At 41.7% G+C, this 22,693-nt stretch carries 17 protein-coding genes; 2 read left to right on the plus strand and 15 right to left on the minus strand.

The window, feature by feature from the left end; translation table 11 throughout:
- Nucleotide 1 precedes the first annotated feature (1 nt).
- The 15 genes from hpdB to BN1938_RS11035 form a co-directional block, all read right to left on the minus strand.
- The gene (gene hpdB / locus BN1938_RS10965) at nucleotides 2-2,734 is read right to left on the minus strand and encodes a 4-hydroxyphenylacetate decarboxylase large subunit (protein WP_187376303.1); all 2,733 of its coding nucleotides are present in this window, start codon (nucleotides 2,732-2,734) and stop codon (nucleotides 2-4) included.
- 410 nt (nucleotides 2,735-3,144) lie between these two features.
- On the minus strand, nucleotides 3,145-3,417 hold the full coding sequence (locus tag BN1938_RS10970) for a hypothetical protein (RefSeq protein WP_148487177.1): 273 nt from the start codon (nucleotides 3,415-3,417) through the stop codon (nucleotides 3,145-3,147).
- Nucleotides 3,418-3,446: 29 nt separating this feature from the next.
- Nucleotides 3,447-4,022 (minus strand): hypothetical protein, encoded by a 576-nt coding sequence (locus tag BN1938_RS10975; RefSeq protein ID WP_050640622.1) that lies wholly within the window; start codon nucleotides 4,020-4,022, stop codon nucleotides 3,447-3,449.
- Complete coding sequence (locus tag BN1938_RS10980; RefSeq protein ID WP_050640623.1) at nucleotides 4,023-4,796, minus strand: hypothetical protein; 774 nt, start codon at nucleotides 4,794-4,796, stop codon at nucleotides 4,023-4,025. It lies immediately after the preceding gene.
- Between the two features lie 44 nt (nucleotides 4,797-4,840).
- A complete protein-coding gene (locus BN1938_RS10985; RefSeq protein ID WP_050640624.1) occupies nucleotides 4,841-5,512 on the minus strand; it encodes a hypothetical protein in 672 nt (223 codons plus the stop codon).
- 242 nt (nucleotides 5,513-5,754) lie between these two features.
- Entirely contained in the window at nucleotides 5,755-6,294 is a 540-nt protein-coding gene (locus tag BN1938_RS10990) for a hypothetical protein (protein ID WP_050640625.1), read from the minus strand.
- On the minus strand, nucleotides 6,281-6,592 hold the full coding sequence (locus BN1938_RS10995) for a hypothetical protein (RefSeq protein WP_050640626.1): 312 nt from the start codon (nucleotides 6,590-6,592) through the stop codon (nucleotides 6,281-6,283). The genes BN1938_RS10990 and BN1938_RS10995 overlap by 14 nt, the downstream gene beginning before the upstream one ends.
- Nucleotides 6,593-6,606: 14 nt before the next feature.
- Nucleotides 6,607-10,329, minus strand: a complete 3,723-nt coding sequence (locus BN1938_RS11000; RefSeq protein WP_050640627.1) for a hypothetical protein — start codon at nucleotides 10,327-10,329, stop codon at nucleotides 6,607-6,609.
- 286 nt (nucleotides 10,330-10,615) lie between these two features.
- On the minus strand, nucleotides 10,616-11,476 hold the full coding sequence (locus tag BN1938_RS11005; RefSeq protein ID WP_050640877.1) for a tyrosine-type recombinase/integrase: 861 nt from the start codon (nucleotides 11,474-11,476) through the stop codon (nucleotides 10,616-10,618).
- A gap of 243 nt (nucleotides 11,477-11,719) precedes the next feature.
- Nucleotides 11,720-12,907, minus strand: coding sequence for a Gfo/Idh/MocA family protein (locus BN1938_RS11010; RefSeq protein WP_050640628.1), 1,188 nt, complete (start codon nucleotides 12,905-12,907; stop codon nucleotides 11,720-11,722).
- Between the two features lie 13 nt (nucleotides 12,908-12,920).
- Nucleotides 12,921-14,111, minus strand: coding sequence for a glycoside hydrolase family 172 protein (locus BN1938_RS11015; RefSeq protein ID WP_050640629.1), 1,191 nt, complete (start codon nucleotides 14,109-14,111; stop codon nucleotides 12,921-12,923).
- 19 nt (nucleotides 14,112-14,130) lie between these two features.
- Nucleotides 14,131-14,949, minus strand: coding sequence for a carbohydrate ABC transporter permease (locus tag BN1938_RS11020; protein ID WP_050640630.1), 819 nt, complete (start codon nucleotides 14,947-14,949; stop codon nucleotides 14,131-14,133).
- 8 nt (nucleotides 14,950-14,957) lie between these two features.
- Nucleotides 14,958-15,842: a carbohydrate ABC transporter permease gene (locus BN1938_RS11025; RefSeq protein WP_050640631.1), complete on the minus strand. Its 885-nt coding sequence runs from the start codon at nucleotides 15,840-15,842 to the stop codon at nucleotides 14,958-14,960.
- Between the two features lie 39 nt (nucleotides 15,843-15,881).
- A complete protein-coding gene (locus tag BN1938_RS11030; RefSeq protein WP_050640632.1) occupies nucleotides 15,882-17,201 on the minus strand; it encodes an ABC transporter substrate-binding protein in 1,320 nt (439 codons plus the stop codon).
- A 105-nt stretch (nucleotides 17,202-17,306) separates the two neighbouring features.
- A complete protein-coding gene (locus BN1938_RS11035) occupies nucleotides 17,307-19,226 on the minus strand; it encodes a glycoside hydrolase family 127 protein (RefSeq protein ID WP_148487179.1) in 1,920 nt (639 codons plus the stop codon).
- Between the two features lie 174 nt (nucleotides 19,227-19,400).
- Here BN1938_RS11035 and BN1938_RS11040 point away from each other — a divergent pair, with 174 nt between their 5' ends.
- Nucleotides 19,401-21,149, plus strand: coding sequence for a cache domain-containing sensor histidine kinase (locus BN1938_RS11040; RefSeq protein WP_050640634.1), 1,749 nt, complete (start codon nucleotides 19,401-19,403; stop codon nucleotides 21,147-21,149).
- Between the two features lie 9 nt (nucleotides 21,150-21,158).
- Entirely contained in the window at nucleotides 21,159-22,688 is a 1,530-nt protein-coding gene (locus BN1938_RS11045) for a response regulator transcription factor (protein WP_050640635.1), read from the plus strand.
- Nucleotides 22,689-22,693 lie beyond the last annotated feature (5 nt).

Raw genomic sequence — 22,693 nt, forward strand, 5'->3', positions numbered from 1 at the left:
ATCAGATACCTCCTTCAAATTCTGTACGGGCAATTACTTCGTCCTGAACCGGTTTGCCTGTCTCTACCCAGTACTGTGTAAATCCAGAAACTCTGACTAACAAATCACGGTTTGCCTCCGGATGTTTCTGCGCCTCTTTTAACATTTTAGAATCAACAATGTTAAACTGAACATGGAAGCCGCCCTTATTCATAAATGCTGAAATCATGGTCAATAACTTCTTGCTCCCGTCAAGCCCGCGTACTGCGTTCGGATGGAATTTCATATTAATCTGTGAATTCTGGGATTTACTCTGATCCCAGCAGCATCCGGAAGCCAGTAAAGCATATGGTCCCTTCCGGTCTGTACCAGGATATGCAGACATAGAACCATCTGCAAATGCTGTGTTGCACAGGCGTCCGTCCGGTGTTGCAAATGTTGCCATACCCACTGCTGCATGCAGCGCCACGGAAATCTGACATGCATACATCGGTTTAGCATACAGAGATTCATATGTATTGCAGAGATCGCAGAACCAGTCTTCATACTCTTTCAGAATCTCTTTTACGTAGTCCTCATCATTTCCATGTTTTGGCGCTTTCAGGCAGTCACCATGAATCTCATCATATTTTGTAACATCTGGTTTTTTAATCTGCTCGCCCAGTGAGAATGCTTTTGATTCCACTGCTGTATAGAAACCAAAATTTTCCTTGATGGCATCTCTGAAATCATCCAGCGTATACTTTTTATCTTCATAAACAAGTTTCTTCAATGCCGCGAGTGAGTTAACCATATTGATCGTACCGCAGGACTCGATATTATAGGTTGCATTATATCTGGTTCCCATATGTCCGATATGATGTCCGTTCTTCAGGCAGTCCGGTTTGAACAGAGAGTTTACAATAGACATATTTCTGTCACGCCAGATGTCATGCTGGATATTCCCCGCTTTTACAGTCGGTTCCAATGTCTTAGCATAATACTTTTTATACTGATCCCAAAAATCCTCATAGGTCTTAAGTTCTCTGTTGTGCGGCGGGAGTACCTGTATGCCGGTTCTTGGGTCCACACCGTTGAACAGTACCATATTGATCATCTTCGGATTCGATACAAAGTGTACGCCTACCGAAGTTGTCTGGCTTGCACCTGCCGGAATATAGTGTGTCTTTCCGTTAAAATGAAGAGGCATGAAACAGCCAGGTGCAGTCTCCAGACATCCGCCGATTGCCACTGCACGTGCTTCAGATACCGTCATTCCTTCTGCGCCGTACTGATTCATCATAAAGTCCATGGCAACCCGGTTATTCATCCATGCCGGGTATCCAACCCCTGTCTTGGTACATTCCACACACTTAATCAGGAAGTCCTTCGGAAGCCGCTCATCATATAATACCGATAAAGTCGGCTGTGGAGACTGATTTGTCATACCCGCATGAAGAATAAGCCACTCCAGTCTGTTTCCACAGGGTGCGCCGTCTTTATCAAGGCCTCCCACAGAAAGGTTATTAAATGTATTGCCTGATATACCGCCCGAGATTCCTGTGCTTGCAAACAGCTCAATGGTACTGAATTTGAATCGATGTACTTCCAGAAGCTCGATGACTTCTTCTTCTGTAATAGTTCCATCTGCAATATCTTTTTCAAAATACGGATAAAGCACCTGGCCTAGACGTCCCGGAGAGTATCCTGAGATTGCATCTTCGTTCAATACCGTAATATGGATCAGATAGGTAAGATGCAGTGCTTCCCTGAAGTTTCTCGGTGGATTGCGGGCGATCCATTCCATCTGATCTGCAAGTGCAAGATACTCTTCTTTCTGTGCTGCATCCGGCTCGATCTCAGCAACGGTTCTCAATTCTTTCACATAATTCATCCAGAACTGCTGAATACCGCCTAAAACAATGCGTGCCGCCTCGTAGAAATACAGGCGTTTCATACCAAGGATTCCATCGCCGTCCGCATAACCGGCAACTTCCAGTTTCTTTTCCTCACAGAATCTGATCATTCCGTCAATTCCATATTCCAGCGGGAAATAGTAGCTTGCAACTTCACGTCCCTGCGGAATTGTATAGCCGCTGTCACAGAACACAAGAACGCTCTTCATGATATTTGCCTTGTCTTCATAGTCAGACATCATCTTCTCATACGCAAGACCAAGGTCTTCTACCGATTTTCCGGCCCACTCTCTCGCCAGTTTCGTAAGTACCGGCACTTCTTCCGCCCTGATCCCGAATTTGCCTGCAAGAGAAACAACTTTTCCCTGATTCTTGGTTACGTTTCCCCCTCCGGTTCCAAGCGCTGCAATCTCATCAATTGCCGTCGTTCCACTTGCCGCCGCACTCTTCAATTCATCTTCTTTTGCAAGGTAGAATGAATTGGTAAGCCATGGCATTGGAAAACCGCCTCTTAAATAATCTGTTTTTCCGCCCGGAAGTAAATCTTTGGGATAAATACTCGGGGTAGAATGAGCATATGCGCATGCAAGCGCTTTTGCACGGCGGACTTCCAGCACATCTCCGTCACATTCTGCAAACTTTCTGCTGTACCAGTAAGGGAACTCAACACTTGCGCTTGAAAATGCCTGGTAATACAGATCCATTAAGTATTCTGCACGTTTTGTTTTTTCCAGCTTAATCTCTCTGTCGACAATCTCTTCAGATTGCTGTAAGTCATCACTGCCGTACGCTAAACCCATTGACATTCCTTTTTCTGCCAGAATCTCTTCCAGCCGTTTTCCTCTCTCAATAGCGTCCATACAATTCTCCTCCTTTTGAAAATAATCGTCGTCTGCAGCCTTATAGGGGCTGTTTGATATATTATTATCATAGTATAAAAGGCCGTGGTTTCCTATTGACCAGGGGGCTCTTTTCGGGAGTATTTTTAGGGGGACTCAGACTTTTTTAGTTCTTTTCTCGGGCGGAGGGCTTAAAAAGGATGTAGGTGGGAGGATTGGTGTGTCTCACGGCTTTGGCCTTGATAATGAATCTTACCGTAAAAAAATAACAGCCACTATAATATATATAAGTGACTGCTTTTTATTATATAGTTTCTGTTATTTCACTTCGGTCGCCGGGACGCCCGTCTCACAGGCGGTCCGCCTTATAAAAGCGGATATCTTGCCATTGGCGGCCATATCCAGCCGAAGGACAGGCTTAGGTCCCTGTTTTAAGTTGGCAAATCCTTCCTGCCGGCGCTGCCTCCTGCTGAATTCAAATTAGAACATATCTGCTTAATATAAAAGTCCTTTGCTTCCTTCTCATCATTAAACTCACATTTTAACCCAAATATGTAATTGATCAGTTTATTCCATTCGGTTATCTCGTACCCGCTGCACTCCAGTATATAGGCAAGGGTCTGCATCCGGATCTGCTCCTGTTTCAGATCACTGATATAGATTCCAAATGCTTCTGCTATACTTTCTATTAGATCTGTTTTCAATTTTTTATCCTTTCCGTATTCCGTTTGTATTATTCCTGCACCCTGCATGGGATAGGCAGCTGCGGGAGCGTCCAGATCAGCAGTTTGTCATATGGCCGGTCTTCCTTCGGTGCCTTAAAATCGTTTGTGTAGCTGATTTCCAGTTTGTCCGGGAGCAGGTCTTTATCTTTTACCAGAAGGATAAAATAAAATTCCAGTTCCTCATCCGCTTTGATTTCCTTGATAAATTCACTCTTTTCCGGGTCGGAAAAAAGAAGTCGCCCCTCGTAGCTTTTCTTACCGTGTGTCCCGTTTACAGCCAGATTTTCCGCATTCAGTGTATACGGCCCCTTGTTGGCGGCCTGCCCGGTGATGACATAATATTTCCAGCCCTTTTGTTCTTCATAATAATGGTAGTAGCCGCTTGGTTCTTCCGGTTTTACCTCACTGCGGGTTTCCATCTCCCCGATGGAGAAAGAAACGCCGTTTATCTCTGCCCCCCCGCCGGGACCTGCATAAGCGGTATCCTCTGCCTTTCCCTTCCCGCTGCATCCGCCTGCCAGAACAAGCACTGCCAGAAACAGTGCCAGAACCGGTACCGTAGCCAGTGCTTTCCTCGCCTTCATCTATTCCACCTCTAAGACCGCTTCCACCGCACCGCCGTTATAGTAGCTTTCCGGGTCTTCCAGGTCCGATGTTTCTACCGTGATGACAATCGGGTACTCGCCCGTTTCCAGCTTTTTGTTTATTTTGAATTTCGTTACCGCCGTTCCCGGCTTAATCAGGCCTGTGTGGTATAATTCTGTCCCGTCGCTTTTAAGTGTGATGGTGAATTTGAAGAAGCATTCATTCCCCTCCGGGTTCAGCAGGGCCGCTTCCACCTCCTGCGTGGCGTAATTCATTTCCAGGACGTCAAATCCCGGCAGGAGGATCGAATCCGGGTCCGTGTTCTTAACACCGTCCGGCAGCTGGTAGGCGATGGCACTGCCGTCGAGGGCCGGGCCGCGGTTCAGTAAGAAGGCGGCGGTCCCACCGGCTGCCAGGGCGAGCAGAAGGATAACCACGGCCAGTATTTTCCCTGCTGTCCTGACCCTGATCCTTGCATAGCCTGCTTTCCCGTTTGGGCTTGAAACAGGGATATAGCCTATTATTTTTTCAAAGAAAGATAACTTGTATTTGTACCGGAACAGCCGCATCGTCTTCCGCTCCCGCTCCTGCTGCATACTGATATACCGCCGGTTTGTATTGCCCGGCGCGCCGGTTACATCGCCAAAGACCATATCTTCTTTGTCATTCCCGGTGCCGTCAAATGTGTCCCCCGGGATATAGCTCCAGACCCCGCCGTCCCGGGATTTCATCTCTGCAGATAATCCCTCCGTGTCTCTGTATGGGTATTCCATGTGTTCCTCCTTTTAGGGACTCCCGGTTATTTTCGGGAATGCCCTTATTTTGTTACGTTCAGCTGTGCGTCAATAGTCCCCCCGTTGTAAATGATCTCCGGATCCTTCAGGTCGATCGTTTCCACGATGATGTCGACCGGGTATGACCCGGCCTGAAACTTTTTGTCAAGGTCAAATTCCGTGACGGCTTTCCCCGGTTCAATCAGTCCGGAGGTGTAGAGCGCCTCCCCTGTGTCTTTGAGCTTCACCGTATATTTGAAATAGCAGCCGTTGCCTTCCGGATTGAACAGGGTCGCCTCGACATGGGTCGCGTTCTCCTGTACATTGATGATGCTGATGCCGGGAAGCAGGATGGAATCTTCGTCCGTATTTTCTACGCCGTCGATGTGGTAAGACACTGCAGTTTTATCCAGCCCTGCCACCTCATCCTTCTGTGCGAACCATACCCCGCCAAGGAAGAGGGCGGCGCAGACGAGCACCGCTAATACCGGCAGTAACCGGCGGTACCATGCATTGCCAATGATCCGTATGAAGCCTTCCTCCCCTTCCTCGTCCGTAACCGGTATATATCCCGCGGCCCGCTTCGACCACGATAGTTTCTGCCGGTAGGGGTAAAGCCCTGTCTCCGACCGGTCTGTGTCAAGGTGGTTTTCCGCCGATGCGTTTCCCCACGTGTGCATGTCAGAAAAGACCCTGAAGCCCCCGTTGGGATACATCTTTTGTAATTCCTCTTCTGTTAGATAGTTCCAGATATCGCCGCCCTTATCTTTGAATGTCCTTTTCGCCTCTGACAGCGGCCGTACCTTATACTTGATAAGTCATTCCTCCTTTATCCTCGGAAGTACTCCCGTGACTTCTGCTCAAAGCTGCGGGCAGGGGTACGCCGGGAACCCTGTTATTCAAAAAGGGAGCCAGCCTTTGAAACGACTGACTCCATTTTGTATTATCAGAATGGTTTCTATAAATCATCCGTAAAGCTGAAGGTTACCGTTTTGGAATATGTCCCTTCTGCTTTATCTCCTGCCGCCGGAAGATTCAGGTAAGCATAGCCAGTGCTTATATTTTCAGTACCTCCGTTCACTTTTTTCATCGTTCCTATGGTATACGGATCAGACACTTCCGGTCCCCCCGCGGTGGCTGCAATTCCCATTCTTACGTCACCGCCGGTCCCTGCTTTATCCATTAGAATTCCGCCGGGAGCATAACCCTGAACGGCTACTGTGACTGTCCTATCCCCACTGTAAGGAACTGAAGTCAGCTTATCCTTTAGCTCAAACTTTAATGCTGCACCGTTAGCTGATGAATTATTATAGTCAGTCAAAACAATTTTCTTGGGAAAAGCCACCAGCCAGTCTGCCGCATCCGGAGCCGCGGAGTTTGCCGTATATGTTACTTCTGTCCCCGCCGTTGCATTGTTTGCCGCATAAACCGGTACTGCCGTTGTACTAACAACCACTGCTGTCAGTGCCAGCATACTCATAAATTTAGTTTTCTTCATAATCTGATTCTCCTTTTTCTTTTTCTTTATAGTATATAATCAACATCAGCAGTGCTGCCGATGCAATTACCAAGACTTTCAGGCCTTGCACTACGCCTGAATCACCTGTTTTGAGGGCTGTGGCGTGCACACCCTCCCCTCTCTCAATTTCAACCACCGGAGGCCTATTATCTGCAATATAGATGAATTTTGTTTGTCCGCTGTCCCCGCCTCCGGTATTCCCGTTTGCCGAGACGGTGCCTCCGCTGAATAGAAGAAGCATCAATAAAATGCCTGCACTTATTATTTTTCTTGTCATGATGCACCTCCCGTTTATTGTACAGCGGAGATATAAAACAAGGTCCCCTGCCCTGTATCCGTTGGATCGGTACTGATCTGGAAGGCTCCTTTGTATACCCCGTTGCCCTCCTGGGACTTCGTGTTGAACCAGATATCCTGAGACTGGTTTGCCGTGCCTAATACACCGGCTCTTGCATAGCCCTCACTGATGGCCGGTGCATCTAACAGCTGCCCCTGACTGTCATAAGAAGAAACCAATAGTTTTTTATTCTGGTCATTAGTCTGGGTAAGTTCAAAGTTTTTCAGGACGTCTACATTCACCTGTTTATCGCTTCCACTCACGCTCTTGTAAGCAACCGTTACCCTCGCCCCCGCATGATCCTTGTCCGGATTGAGGTTCGTTCCATTTTCAGTCAGCAGGATATTTTTCGGGATCGAGATGTAGGAATCAGGGCTGATGTCCTTCCACACTGCTCTCAGGCGTATGCTTTTATTATTCGCATTCTGACCGGATGCAAATGTATAAACAGCTGTATCGCCTTCCTTATATGTAAGTCCCGTTTTTTCTGTCCATGCTCCTGTATCCGACATTTCCTCAACCGTCCAGTGGTCGAACACCTTCCCGGCAGGATACTGTGATTTATCGGGGAAATTAATAGCAGCGCTGTTTTTTCCAGCATAAGTTCTATAGCTATTCTCATCAGTGAGGCTGGTAAGTGGACTTCCGTCTGCATCTATATAGCTGACATTAAGTCCCCTGTCATATTTCACAGAAGCGACTTCCTGATTATCCGCTGGTACTCTATCCAGAGAAGTTGTGTGCTCCATATTTAGATAATATGTATAAGCGTCCCCTTGACCGTCATACGTTTCCGCAAAATTTTTGAAGATAATATTCGAACCGCTTATCATCTTTACATACTTTGTATCGGAAGGTGCAGCATTGTAAGTAAGGTCTGTTTCAGAAATATTTTGTAAATACTTATTTATGTGTCCGGTTACATACTCACCAGGTAAAATTCCACCTTGTTGATAAACAGGCACTATTTCTACTTCGAATACGGAAGTATACATAATTAACGCAAGACGGTTTTTTTCATCGTCATTCAAGGGGCCACTATCCGATGCAGCCAGCAGTGCGGCTGTATCACGGCGGAAATAGTCGGAAATGTCAATCGAATCCCCCGGCCTGAAATATTCCTTACCTGCTGTATCCTTATACAATGTCCTTACATAGTCTGCCGGCAGCAAGGGGTTTTCCACTGCACGAATCTCAGCCTTAAAGCCAACGAATGTCCCATTCCCTCCACTTGGATCATCTGGGGCTTGAAAACTATCTGAGAATACAATCTTGTTCTGCTCCAGAAGGTCAAAATTGACCCCGTTTTTCACAATCAGATTATCAGGCTTTTCCGTTGTAACATACTGTTCATTATTCGTAACAGTCCCGCTGATTCGTTCCGCAGTAATATCAACCGCACGCTGGCTGTGCCGTCCCGTTTTATTAGCAACAGGCATAAACAGTACATATTGGAAAGGACTGATTTCCTCCCTGCTTTCGGCACCGGTATTAAACCATGAATAATTCCCAAGCTCAAGTAAACTTTTTTTCTCTCTCTCAACTGAATATTGCGTACTGATGGGATCTGTCCCCGTTTCATCAAAGCTTAATATTTTCGGATTAGTATACCCCCACTTTGGTGTGACGGCAAACTTAAAAAAATGATCCGTATCTGCCGCCCCCGGGTATCCTGTGCCCGCAGCATAATTCTTATTTGCGATCGACTGCTTATCCAGAAACATTTTCCCGGCAGAAATCCCTACTTTTGTCTGATTTCCTGTTGTAGGATTACCTGAGTTATCCTTTGTGTCCCGTATCATATAGGAATCCAGCGCATCGCCATTTGAACCCGTGGAAATATTGGTAAGTTTATCAAAATAATGCGGCCCCTGTGCACTGCCGCTTGATTGTGTCTGTAAATAAAAGCTGTTCTTTATATTGCTGACCGTTATGAGCGCCCTGAACTGATAGGAATCACGGCCTCCGTCGGGCGGCGGCGGGGTATATTGAGCCATCATAAGCCTGACTTTAATCTTTGCCCCGTTTTTCGCTGTATATTCTCTCATGATTTGCGACGCACCTGTGTTGCTTGTATCGATCCAGTCAGGTTCCCAAAGTGTAAAAGTTTCGCTGATCGGCATGTAAGTTGAGAAATCTTCCCCATTTGGGAAATAATTCAGTGTCAGTGTGGGCGAGGGCCAGTAAAAATAATATGGAGATGATACAGTGTTTGCTCCTCCTGTGCGGTACATATAGGACTCAAATATTAATTCACCGCCGCGGCTGAATGTCCCGGTTGAAATATCTACATCTTTTATCATCCCAGCGTCAGTAATCACTTTAACTTTTTTCAGACCCGTGCGGGCTATTGAAGCCTTTTCGTTACTATTCTTATCGTTTGTACCATAATACGGATCTGGATCCTGATACCTACCCGAGGCATCCGTCTTTCTCAGCCAGCTGTTCCCGCCTTCACCGACCTGCTGCTTATCACCTGTTCTCTCATACACCCCATAAATAAGTTGATCCCGTTCTTCGTCTCCCACTACCGTCATCGTGACGGGATAATTCGGATATGTAAAAGAATAGGTAACCGTCCTGTTGTCCTTATCCTCTTCTGCTCTAATATCCGGTACCGGCACATTGGTTTCAGAATGCTTAAACTCAATGCCGGCAGGCGTGATATTTGCTGACGGCGCTGTTGCATAATATCCCGGTGGATACGTTAGCTTAACTTTCACTTCTGTCTTGTATCTTGCGCTTACACTCCCATCACTGTTCTGAATAAAGCCTCTGAGATACTCCAGTTCAAAGCCTGCACTTTCTTTATCATTCACGACTGTGACTGAATGCTCGGCTGTATTTAGATCAAATATAAAGGAAATAACTGCCCCGCTAGGTACTTCATACGCGATATCGAAGTCACTGTTCTCCCCCTGGTCTAATGCATAGAAGTAAACTCCATCGATGAAATCGTAGTAATGTATAGGATATGCTTTTGTAACTCCGCCTTCAGACATTTGAATTTGTGCACGAACAAACTTATAAGGCTCTCCGTCAAATTCCTGGTCTTCTATTCCGGTGATCTCTCCTCCTGCAAAATTATAATCTCCCATCTCTTTTAAACCATTTTCTGTATACATTGGGACAGAGATTGTAGATGTATTACTTGCTATTTTCATAGCCTTTAATTCACCTACTGTCTTTGTATCCGCAGACTCCGGTGAACCTTTCGGTGCTTCCAATGTGTCTCCGGGTGTTTCAGGTGCTTCAGGTATTTCAGGTGATGCAGGTATTTCAGGTGATGCAGGTGCTTCAGCCGGTTCCGTGAGCGAATCTACCGCCACATCAATATTCTCTGAATGCTCTCCTGTTGGTGTCCTGAAAAACACTTGAAATGAGAACACTTCATTTTGGGTTACATGATAAGAACCATTCTCCAAATCCATGCTGCCCCCATCCGGGTCAAGGATATCTACTATCTCAACTCCCTCATGTATGTTTGTCCCATCTCCTATAATATCTGCTTCCGTACCCTCTTCATTCGGAATAATTTGGAAACGATATCCGCTCGGCGCCTCATAAGCCTTTACCTTCAGTTTTCCGGTATCAGATAAAACAGCCGATAAAACCATAAGTAAAGCAAGAAATAAAGCTGGCATTCTCCCCCAATAATTTTTAATTCTTTTTCCCATTACGAACTCCCCCTGTTTTACAACATAATATGTATTATGTCGTAAAACAGGCTCATCCCGTAATGTATATTAAAGCGTAAAGTCTTTTGGATTAGGGAAATTTAACCAATTATAGCTTTCAGAATTTTTTGTATTGGATTTTATTAGATTTTTCAGACATTTTTTAAGATTATATATTGTAAATTTTTTCCAATTGATATATACTAATACAAAACAAGTAGGAATTACTATTTTGTTTTAAAAAGTTTTATTCCATAAACAACATAATACATATTATGTTGTTTTTTTATGTATAGGAAGAAACAACCAGGTCCATCTTAGAAAGCCACCTTTTACACTCTTTTCCAGTTGTCGTCGTATAGGTCCTCGTCGTTTCTATACTTGCATGTCCAAGTATATCTGCCAGTCTGACAACATCCATTTGCATACGATAGTAAGTTAATGCGAACAGATGTCTTAGATTATGGGGAAACACCTTATTCTCACAGACTTTAGCTTCCTTACATAGTTTCTTCATGGCATTCCATATATTGCTCCGATCCATTGGTTTTCCATTCCTGGTAATAAAGACCGGCCCTCTGTTAATATTCTCTTTCATGCAGTAATCCTTCAGCATTTTTATCAGCTTCATTGGGATGAAAATAACTCTTACTTTCCCTTTATTGTGAACAATTGCTTTTCCGTTTTTCAAACTTTCAACAGTAATATACCTGTGTTCTGATACCCTGATCCCAGTCCCGCAAATCGTCTGCAAAAGCATATAGAGACGTATATTCCCACCTCTCAACGCTGTATCGAGCAGTCTCTTATATTCATGTTTGGTCAGTTCCTTATCTTCTTCATAGAATACCGAACTCTGGACTCTATAAAGCTTTAATTTTAGATTGCTTAACTTCATAAACTCAAGTAGCCCATTCAATGCAACAATCATACTATTGATACTGGAAATCTTATATTGATCAGAAAGGCTGTTTTTATATCTAACCAGAACTTCCTTTGTAATCTGTTTATTTCCTTCCGGCAAATATTTATAAAAATGCGTAATATCCCTCATATACTTCTCGATTGTTGCTTTACTGCGTTCTTCATCATACAAATATGCTTTGTATTCTTCCATAATTTTCAAGTCTAATATCATTCGCTTCATAAATATGCACTCCTTTATCGTAACAGTTTTGTCCTTATCATAACATGCCCAAGCATCAAGTTGATTGGTATTTTTTTCCATATTTAGTTTATCCGAGAAGCTATATTCTGATCCGGACCAAAAGACATAAAGCGGCCCCGGAAACGTCCATTTTATCTACATTTCCGGGGTTCTGTATAAGTTCCGTCATATTTTCCTGATTTTGATCCTCTTACTATTACATCTGCCGCATGTTTGTGACATTTATACAAGCTTTTCAAATTCAGGAATTTTGACTGTCACTCCGCCTTTCATAGCTGACTTGTGTGCGCATATACCAGTTCCTGTCCAATAAGCACCTGCTATATCGTCTGGTACAGCTTGTCTGTTTTCGATAATCGCCCGAACAAATTCATGAATCATATGCGGGTGCGATCCACCATGTCCTCCGCCCTGTTTAAAAGAGAGATGCGTATTTTCATCATTATACACTGTTTCTGTCGTAAATGAACCAATACTCTCCGGAAGTCGTGAGGCATAGTCCGGTACTTTTATTCTATCTTCTGTAATTTCAGAGCCTCTGCTATATCTCTGAGGATCGCCGTCAATATCGACCATTTCCTGTTGAATTCCCCCTGTCCGTTTATAAATAACCGGATCTTCCGAAGCAAGCTGCTGCCATTCAAAACTCATTTGGCTTCCATATATCCTGAAGCATTCTGAATAACTTCGGGCAACTCCATATAAAAAACGTTCCATTTCAATCGCAACATCGCTGTTTTTCATTGTGACCAAAGCGCTCTCAAACGCAAAAGGCGAATTGTACTGCCCAATCAATTCATCTCTGATCCGCCCGGATCCTTTCGCATATACTTCCTTTGGATAGTCATTTAAAAGCATAAAACAAGGTCCAATAGCATGCGTCGGATGCATAAGCGGCGGAAATCCTTCCCAATATGACGGCCATCCTTCCATATCCTGATAGTGAGCACATGTCATATATTGTATTTTTCCGAATTCACCTCTATTTATAAGATCTTTCACGTAAAAATACTCTCTTCCGAATACGGTTGTTTCCATAAACATATACTGTTTTTTGCTTTCTTTTCTTGCCCGAATAACATCCTCTAATTCCTTTAGATTCATTCCCATAGGTATCGTACAGCCACAATGCTTTCCCGCCATTAAGGCACGTATAGAAAAATCTGCATGTGTCGCCGGAGGCGTTGTAATATGTATCGCGTCTATTGTCTCATCTTTCAATAATTCTTCAAAATTATTATAACAATCCCGGTCTGCGATTCCAAATTTTTCATTTGCCAATTTTATCAAATCGTCATTCGTATCTGCTACTGCAACACTATATACATCAGGATGCCTTAAATAAATTGGAATAAATTCCATGCCAAAACTTATTCCTACAATCCCAACCTTAATTTTATGATCAGTCATACAGATCCTCCCTTTAATTAAAAAGCGGCATTTCCTGAGGATAAATCCCCATATTTCCAGGACGGGGTACAAGGTCTTCGCTTCGTTTAGATACATCCATCAGCTCAGGAAGATCATTTACCGGACTGTCAAGATAAAAATATGTACAGCAGGACCAATCATCTTCTCTCTCAAATAATAGCGGCCGGCCGTCTAACATAGGGATATCAGCAAAATCTACCTCTTCTCCATCTACAGAAATAATCCGGTTATCAGCCGCCTGATTCTTGTAAAGCAGCTGGGCATGATGGAAATAATCGTCTCTGTCAACGCCGCCGATCTGCTGAATCGTCGCTCTGAAATCTGTATTGAAATAAATCGGGTCAGGGATATGGAGGCGATAACAACACAGTTCCATATATTTTTTATCATACACCGGACAGCCACAGTATAAATCATAAAAATAATCCTGTCCCCACGCTGTCCCAATGTAATCTTCGACACCCGTTCCGCATATCGTCGGATACTTATCATCTCCGTCAATATACGCCTTAAATTCGCCTTCTCCCCACCATGTATCAGAATATAATTTTGTATTGCACCGAACTCCCATATTTGTCCCCAGGAACCTCCCCCGGCCCTTAACACACGGCAAAATTTCAAAATCCTTTTTCTGGCAGGTTAAATTCTGCCTATTAAAATATGAGTGGAAATAAAGTATATCCTCTCCCAGCGAATCCCCTAACGTGTAATCAATATCATAGTAAAAATGTCTGACAGTGGTCTTAGATTCATTTGTTATCACAATTTTCATTCCTGTTTTGAACGGCATCGGGATGTATGTACTGAAACTTCTGCCCTCAGGATTTGAAAAAAGTGCGTTTTTAAATACAGCTGTTTTTCCTAGTCCTACACAGAAAAAATCACCAAGCGGAACGCTTACCGCCGCCTTATCATTCATATCCCAAAACATTTCAAGCTTCAGGCCCCGAAGCGTCTCCGGCGTCTGATCGCTTATTGTAATCCAAATGCGCCGTATGATACCGCTTGTATTTTCCGCGTGTGCAAGGACTCTGCTTTCTCCGGTTCCAAGAGCAAACCATGGCGATCCCTTTCTTCCATTTCTTGCTTTTCCTCCGGCTCCTTTTTCTCCATCCGTGTTTTCAAAACTTGCCCACCTTGAAACAACACCCTTCGGGAATGTAAACATTTCTTCTCCAAACATAATAAATCCTCCGTTATTTTTAGTCTTTTATACCTGTCATCTTAATTCCTTCAAGGTAATATCTTTGAAGGAAGATAAAAATAATAACAGTTGGAATGACCGCCACAACCGATGCTGCCAAAATAAGATTCCATGAGATTCTCAACGACCCCATCAATGTTGCGATCTGTATCTGTATCGTATATTTACTTTGATCCTGTGCAACTATAGTCGGCCACAAATAGGAATTCCAATTTGTCACAAAAAAGGAAACTCCCAGAGTAATAAACATTGGTTTCGCAAGAGGAACATATATTTTTCTGAATATCTGAAAAATAGTACATCCATCAATTCTGGCTGAATCATACAATGCATCCGGCATCTCTATAAAATACTGCCGGAACAGGAACACACCATATGCGTGCGGCACCATGGGAAGTATCATCCCCCACAAAGAATTGACGAGCCCCATACCCTTGATTATAAAAAACAATGGAATGATTATAACCGGGAACGGAATCATCATTGTACTTAAGACCCACATAAACAAGGCTCTTTTTCCCGGAAATCTTAGTCTTGCAAAGGCAAATGCCGCCATTGAATGGATGATCAAAGCCAAAACGGTAACCATTACCGCAACAAAAAGTGAGTTTCCGATACCGGTAAGAACATCCAGTGATTCAAATACCTCTTTAAATGCATCAAGCGTAATATGCTGTGGAATAATCCTGTAATCAAATACTTCCGTCTCTTTTTTCAATGAACTACTGATAAACAGAATAATCGGAAATAATGCGAAAACCAAAAAAGTACAGGCAACTAAAGTTTTTAAAATTAATATTCTCGTCTTTTTTGCCACTGTATCACCTACTTAAATTTTAACAGTTTTAACTGTATTACTGTAATAATCATTATAATCAGCGCCAGAGATACTGCAATCGCAGATGCATAGCCAAACCTGTACTGTTCAAATGCAAGCTGATAAACATAATATACTGTGACCTCTGTTGACTTCGCCGGTCCGCCTGCTGTCATGACCCTAATCTGATCAAATACTTGAAATGATGAGATAACAGTTGTGATCAATATAAATATGCTTGTCCCTTTTATTAAGGGGAACGTGATTTTGAAAAATCTCTGTACAGCATTAGCGCCGTCTATTTTTGCCGCCTCATAATAATCTGCGGGAACGTCTTTTAAGGCCGAAAGAAAAATAATCATATTGTACCCAAAAACAATCCATATTCCTACTATAGCTACACAAACCAACGCCTGTGTTTTCGATCCAAGAAAAAGCTGCCTGCTTATTCCTAATTGTTCCAATATTTTATTAATGTAACCGTTTCTGGAATTGAATAAAAAAGTCCACAATGTTGCCGCTACAATTGTTGAAATCGTATTCGGAAGATAGATCCCGATCCTCACAGCCTGCTGCCTCTTATTTCCACGGATCGAATGAACAAACACGGCAGCTCCAAGAGACAGCAGATATACAGCAATTACATATATTCCGGCATATTTGCCTGTTATAAGTAGACTGTCCCAGAATGTTGAATCTCTTAATACATCGATATAATTGCTGATTCCTGTAAATATCTTTGTGCCGAACGCGTTCCAGTCAAAAAGGCTGATATATAATGCGTATAATATCGGCACAAAGATGAATAAAGCCATCAATATCACTTCCGGAGCAATCATAAGATATGCGGTCACCGTCTCGTGTTTTATACGCTTATGTTTTCTTTTCATCATGATCTTACTCCTTCGTCTAAATGCTCCTCTTCCTTCCCATTATCCGGTAAATGTAGATCCGCTTTTTTCCTGATATTGCAGCATGCTTTCCTGTGCGGCATTAGCTGCTTCCTCCGCACTCATGCTGTAAAGTGCATCCTGGATCATAGTAGACACAATTTCCTTTGCTTCTCCTGAAAGAGCGATTTCCGGCTGCCCGGTCGGAAGCACTTCATCCGAGAATACGGCAGCATTATCGTTTACATAATAAATATCTTTACCCGCTTCAATTACAGAATTTCTCATACAGTAAGTAAATTTAGCATCCGTATCAAATTCGGTCACACGGTCGACGTTTAACCACATCCATGAGATGAAATCCTTCGCACCGGCAATTTTTTCCTCACTGCTCTGATTGCTTACCAAAACATTCCATCCTCCAACTACACTGGCTGTTTCTCCGCCCTTTTCGACTGCCGGGAGAGGTACTACTCCATACTTTTCCGGATCTGCACGAAATACGGACCAACTGCCATTGATCTGCATTGCTGTTTCTCCATTTGTCAAAATCGAGATGTCTGATACGGATCTGCCCGGCGTCTCATTGCAGTTCCCTGAATTCAGAAGGTCTTTCCACAATTGGAGTGCATTTACTACCTCATCTGAATTCAGGTTTGCCATTCCATCTTCCGTAAATAAACTTCCCCCCTGCATCCATACAAAAGGATAGAAGGTAAAACACTGCCAGTCGCCCTTATCGACTTCGAAAGTAAAACCTGAATATTCGTCCGTATTCAATGCTGCAGCCGCTTCTTTTAATTCATCCCATGTAGTTGGCGGCTTTACCCCCTGCTCTTCTAATATTTCTTTGTTATAGTATAGTGCAACCAGATCTCCATCCAAGGGAATTCCGTAAATATGTCCATCCCTTGATACACGGTCAAAAGCAGCTTCTGTAAAATCATTTTTTATCTCATCGGTAAAGATATCATCCAGTGGTTCACAAACCCCGGCATCAAGATACTGATTAATAATTGCAGGACTACATTCAAAGATATCCGGCGCTTCATTTGTGGCAAATGCTGTTGCAAGCTTTGTCGTAGTGTATTCCTCAAACGGGATTGCAAGAAATGTTACATGATATTTGTCCTGAGAATTATTATATTCCTCGATATATTTTTCCAGGAATTCCATTTCCGCTTCCTGAGTCCACTGATTCCAATAAACAAGTTCAATAGGGCCATCACCTTGCGCCTCTTTCGTTGTCTCCGTACTTCCTGTGGTTTTTCCGCACCCTGACGCTATTCCGCTCATTCCCAGCACTAACGCTCCCACCAGAACGACAGATATTCTTCTCTTTAATTTGTAAAGTTTTCTCATTGTTCTCCTCCTTTATAAGTTTTTATGAGCTCATATCTTTTATAGCCTTATTCTATAAATTCTTTTTGGTAAATAAAATACTAATTTTTTTTAAAAGTGGAATTTTTATTTTTCCGGCATCCATACTCTCATATCCCCTTTTGCCCTATTTCCCCATGAGAAGTATGGGATTGCTGTCAGCAATACATTACTTGCCTGTGGCATCTGAGTCATATATAAGTCATCCGATTCTTCCAGACACATTCCTGAAACTTTAAGCAAGACCAAATCTTTCAAAATTCCTTCTTTACATATCACAGTCTCCGCCTGAACATCCTTCGGAATTCTGTATTTATGCAAGCTTTCTCCTTGATCCGCCTGTTCAAAACAATACACAATAGGCCCTCTTATAAATGCAACACATCCAGCATCGGCGCGCACCTGAGGATTGGCATAAACTTTTTTTATATTCAGTCCAAAGTGAATTTCAAGTATGTCCTCTCCCCAGTTTCTTTCGAGATAGATATAGCCTTTGCTAATCGTAGATTTATAATTTACTTCCTCTCCATTACAAATAACCTGGAATCCTTCCGCATATTCTGGAATTCTGACTGCAAGAGTCCACTTTTCCTCTGTTTTTGATGCTATTTTAAATGTCACATCTCCATCCCAAGGCAATTTACTGTCAACTTGTATTTTAGCTTTCTCCAGTTCTGCTGTCTGACTGATAAACAAATGTGAATAAATAATCTCTTTTTTCTCAGTCCAAATATATTTTCCGACTGACATAAAAAGCCTCACAAGATTAGGCGGGCAGCATGCACATGCATACCACTTCGGTCTTCGGGTCAGTACATGCTCAAATCCAAAATGTTCTCCGGATATTCCGCGGACTGTTTCCAGCGGGTTGACATAAAAAAAACCTTTCCCATCCAACTGCATTCCACCCATTACCCCGTTATATAGTTCCCTCTCCATAATATCTGCATAAGATGCATCCGGGTCAAGATCCAGCATCTGTTTCGCGAACATAACCATGGCAACTGATGCACATGTTTCTGCATAAGCTGTATCATTGGGAAGATCATAAGCTTGAGTGAAGGCTTCTCCACGGGCTGTTGAACCGATTCCGCCTGTGATATACATCTTTTTTCGGACAATATTGTTCCACAATTTTTTACAGGCCTCATAAAGCGTTACATCCTCCGTTTCCATAGCCAGTCCTGCCATGGCGGTATAAAGATAGACTGCCCTTACACAATGTCCTACCGCCTCGTCCTGTTCCCGCACAGGTTTATGACATTGTGCATTTTCTCGATCATAAGGATCCATATGAAATAAAGTCCATCCTCTGTTTTGTTTTTCTTTCATAAAAAAATCAGGATCTTGCCCTCGTTGTTCTACAAAATATGACGCTAATTTCTTGTATTTTTCATTCCCTGTAATAAAATACAATTTCATCAGCCCTATTTCCACCTCTGGATGCCCCGGAATCCCCGAAATTTTATCGTCCCCAAACCGTCGGTCAATGTGGTCTGCCAATCGGATTGCCACATCAAGCAGCTCTCTTTTCCCAGTCTCTTCATAATATGCCGCAGCTGCTTCAAACAAATGCCCTGCACAATATAATTCATGACCTTCCTGGAGATTCTGCCATTTATGCTCCGGCTCTTTGATAATAAAATATGTATTCAAATAGCCGTCTTCCTGCTGCGCCGCTTTTATATAACTGATTATTTTATCTGTTCTTTCTTCCAGTTCCGGATCAGATTTGACTGACAATGAATATGCAACGCCTTCAATCCATTTTGAAACGTCGCTATCCTGAAAAACAGTCCCATAAAATTCACCATTAGAAATACCTGCTGCAATCTTAAAATTTTCTATTGCATGGCTTTTTTCTGCACCTGCAACTTCATCTTTAAGTATCTTTTCCTGATAGGGTATCGCCTCTTTTATAATCATATTTTGTATATCGCCCCAAAAACCTTCTGTTATTTTTATATTTTTAACTTTAACTCTTTTGGCAGGTATAAATGCTTTCATACTCATTATTCTCCTTTTGCGGTTTTTATTTTATTTTATTTCTATACACTATTAGAAAAAAATACTAATTTTTTTTAATAGTGTATTTTTTTTCTTTCATTATATTATACTGTACATGATACAATCTTTTTAACAGCCAATACTCTTTTGAATTAGGATCGGAATTGTAATTTAATGAAAGCGAAAAAGATATCACTAAAAATCCAGTTATTAGAAATATTTATTTTTGCTGCTATCATTCCCATGATAATTACGGCATTGTTTCTTTATCGTTTCGAAGTAAACAGAACCCTGAACGCTGAAATTTTATCCCAGCGGCAGATATTAGAATTAACCGCATCGAATTTGCTGCAAAAAATCAGCCACTTCAACAACCTTACTTCATCGGTTTACTACAATGATGCTATATTAAAATGTTTGGAAAATGGAAAAGACAGGACGTTGTCTTCTTACGAGAAAATGCAGATACAGCCGGATATTAATTCCATGATGCGTACGGATAACCATGTTCTTTCTTTTTCGCTTACAACGATGTCTGGCGATACATTATACTGGAATGACGGATACAGCAATGTGGTAAACGCCACATCACTCAACCCAGATTTTCTGAAGAAAATTTATGACAGCAACGGCAGCGGCGTCCTGTCAGACCCCATAACACATATTAAAAAACGAAAATTTCCTTCTTCTGCTGCTTCCATCTACTATGGACGGTTAATCCGCAGTACCGAGCATAATTTCTGTCCCATCGGCATTTTACTGATTGAAATAGATATCTCATCTTTTGAAGATATTATCTCAACTTCAGGATTTAAATCTGAAGCCATACTGCTTATTACCTCCGAAAACAACACTTTAATATGGGGATACCTTGAAGATCTGGTAAAATGTCAAATCGGTGAAATTATACCAAAAGAAACGTTATCTGCTCCGTCAGGCGATTATTCTGTGAGAACTATCAACGGAAATAAATACTATTGCTTTTACTCCATGACGGACTCGCTAAACTACAATTGCTACTCGCTGCTCCCCGTTCCCATCATAAAAAATGCTGCACAGTATGTTCGGATTGTCCTTTTGCTGATATCAGTAGTAAATTTTATCTGTTTGTTACTTATTTTTTCACTATGTACCAAACAGATTATTACGCCAATACAACATTTGTCTATTATTATGCATAATCAGAATTATATGAATTACTTTCCCATACCAGACTATCCTATTCAAAATGAAATAGGTTACTTATATGAGTCTTTTCAGGAAATGAGTACGCGAACTCTGCATCTTGTTGAACAATTAAAAGAGTCATCCAAAAAAGAAGCCCGGCAGCAGCTCGCCCTTCTTCATGCACAGCTAAACCCTCATTTTCTATATAATACTCTGGACTCTATAAACTGGATGGCTCAGAATGAAAATGCAAAAAAAATTCCGGAAGTAATAAATGCCTTGTCACAAATCTTAAGATACAGCATTATTAAAGACAATGATTTTGTATCTGTGTCTGATGAACTACTTTGGTTAAAAAATTATATATATATACAGAATATGCGGTTTCAGGATTCGTTCTCTATTCAATATAATATTGCAGAAAATATTATGAATTATAAAATTCCCCGGTTCATTCTCCAGCCATTTATTGAGAATTCCCTGCTGCATGGTTTTTCTGAAATCCATCATGGCGGAATCATAAAACTGAATATCTACTCTAAACAAAATGATTTATTTTTGATTATAGAAGATAATGGAAAGGGTATGACCGAATCTGCCATATACACAGTTCTTTATGGTAACAGCAGCGGAATTGGCATTGGAAATACAAATGCCTATATTAAGAAGAAATTTGGAAGACCTTATGGAATACAGATCATTTCAAAATTAGCAGAAGGAACAAAAATCATAATCCGTCTGCCTGTACAAAAGTGAGGGATGTATATGAATCATGTAATCATTATTGACGATGAAATTCAAAGCCGTACCGGAATTGCCGCCATTTTTGAAAATCACTCTCCCAAATGGTTTATATCAGGTTTATTTGAAGACGGCGACCAGGTTCTTCAATACCTTGAAACACATACAGACATTCAGCTGATTGTCACAGATATCCGTATGCCAAAATTTAATGGCCTTGAACTAATCAGTAAAATCAGGAAAACCAATAGTACTATCCCCATTATTATTATCAGTGGATACTCCGAATTTTCTTATGCCGCTAAAGCTGTCGAGTTCCATGTATTTCGTTATGTGCTCAAGCCTGTTCTTCCATCTGAATTTGATAAAATCATTACAAGTGTAGAAAATTTTCTGCAGTTGGAAAAGGCACCCTATAAATATAATTTTAAAGATTCAGAATATGAACAGTTTTTGGATTTATTATTCTCAGAAGCTGCAACACAAAATAAAAAAGAGACCGTCACAATGCTTAAACGCCAATGCGGGTTTAGTTTTCAGAATATCTGGTTTTTATTTCTGGAAGGCAATTCACATTTTTCTAATATCTCTGCCAGCTTTCGTCCGCAGTTAAAGGAGTTTTCAACAGCCCTCTCCCAGGACAGTCATGTTTTTCTGTTCCGTCAGAAGCTTTATTGTATTTTAATCAAAAAACCTGATATAGATACAGATTTTCTTTATAAGCAGCTTTCGAAACTCCTTTGGTCTTTTCCGCGTGAAGCAGGTGTACATGCAAGCATTTATCAAAGCACCTTTACCGACACATTCAAGAATGCCTTTTTTAGCGGAATTTCTGCTTTAAAACAGTACTTTTATGAAAAAAAATCAATCTGCCTATATGCTGATCAAGGTATATGTACGTTTCCACACATGATTTATAACAATCTGCAGCTCCAGGTTGATCAAAACAATCTGTTGGATGTCCGGGATTCTATCTATGAATTTATGGATTATATAAGAGAAAAAAGACCCTCCTATTTTGAACTTCAATCATGGGTGAATAAGATTTCACTTGTGATCGTCAAATACTGCAACGACAAAAATATGTCCACAGCATGCTATATTGATTATGCGGAAAGCCTGGAATTCCTTTATAACTATTATAGTTTAGAAGAAATTGAAGAAACATTGCTGTCAATGATTGACAGTGTCTTCAATAAAGCTTTTGAACAAATAAACAGTACGCATGCTTATCTCATTGATCAGGTGCAGAACTATCTGACGAATCATTTAAATGAAAAAATCACCCTATCAGATTTGGCAGATATATTTTGTATCAATTATACAAGCCTCAGTAATATTTATAGTTCCGCGACCGGCCAGACTATCATTGAGTATTTAACATTTTTGAAAATCTCAAAAGCCAAAGAACTATTAATTAACACTGATAAAAAAATTTACACAATCAGTGAGGAATTAGGGTATAGTGACACAAAATATTTTATCAAAAGGTTTCGGAAAATTGTCGGTATTACTCCAAAAGAATTTAGAAAGATATATAGGATAAAAGGATAATTAGA

It is taken from the genome of Eubacterium sp. SB2 (assembly GCF_001244405.1).
GTDB classification, from domain to species: domain Bacteria; phylum Bacillota; class Clostridia; order Lachnospirales; family Lachnospiraceae; genus Faecalicatena; species Faecalicatena contortus_B.

Coding starts and splice junctions, on each gene's coding strand:
- hpdB (WP_187376303.1), bottom strand. CDS start 2,734: ATGGACGCTATTGAGAGAGGAAAACGGCTGGAAGAGATTCTGGCAGAA.
- BN1938_RS10975 (WP_050640622.1), bottom strand. CDS start 4,022: ATGAAGGCGAGGAAAGCACTGGCTACGGTACCGGTTCTGGCACTGTTT.
- BN1938_RS10980 (WP_050640623.1), bottom strand. CDS start 4,796: ATGGAATACCCATACAGAGACACGGAGGGATTATCTGCAGAGATGAAA.
- BN1938_RS10985 (WP_050640624.1), bottom strand. CDS start 5,512: ATGTATCCCAACGGGGGCTTCAGGGTCTTTTCTGACATGCACACGTGG.
- BN1938_RS10990 (WP_050640625.1), bottom strand. CDS start 6,294: ATGAAGAAAACTAAATTTATGAGTATGCTGGCACTGACAGCAGTGGTT.
- BN1938_RS10995 (WP_050640626.1), bottom strand. CDS start 6,592: ATGACAAGAAAAATAATAAGTGCAGGCATTTTATTGATGCTTCTTCTA.
- BN1938_RS11000 (WP_050640627.1), bottom strand. CDS start 10,329: ATGGGAAAAAGAATTAAAAATTATTGGGGGAGAATGCCAGCTTTATTT.
- BN1938_RS11005 (WP_050640877.1), bottom strand. CDS start 11,476: ATGAAGCGAATGATATTAGACTTGAAAATTATGGAAGAATACAAAGCA.
- BN1938_RS11010 (WP_050640628.1), bottom strand. CDS start 12,907: ATGACTGATCATAAAATTAAGGTTGGGATTGTAGGAATAAGTTTTGGC.
- BN1938_RS11015 (WP_050640629.1), bottom strand. CDS start 14,111: ATGTTTGGAGAAGAAATGTTTACATTCCCGAAGGGTGTTGTTTCAAGG.
- BN1938_RS11025 (WP_050640631.1), bottom strand. CDS start 15,842: ATGATGAAAAGAAAACATAAGCGTATAAAACACGAGACGGTGACCGCA.
- BN1938_RS11030 (WP_050640632.1), bottom strand. CDS start 17,201: ATGAGAAAACTTTACAAATTAAAGAGAAGAATATCTGTCGTTCTGGTG.
- BN1938_RS11035 (WP_148487179.1), bottom strand. CDS start 19,226: ATGAAAGCATTTATACCTGCCAAAAGAGTTAAAGTTAAAAATATAAAA.
- BN1938_RS11040 (WP_050640634.1), top strand. CDS start 19,401: ATGAAAGCGAAAAAGATATCACTAAAAATCCAGTTATTAGAAATATTT.
- BN1938_RS11045 (WP_050640635.1), top strand. CDS start 21,159: ATGAATCATGTAATCATTATTGACGATGAAATTCAAAGCCGTACCGGA.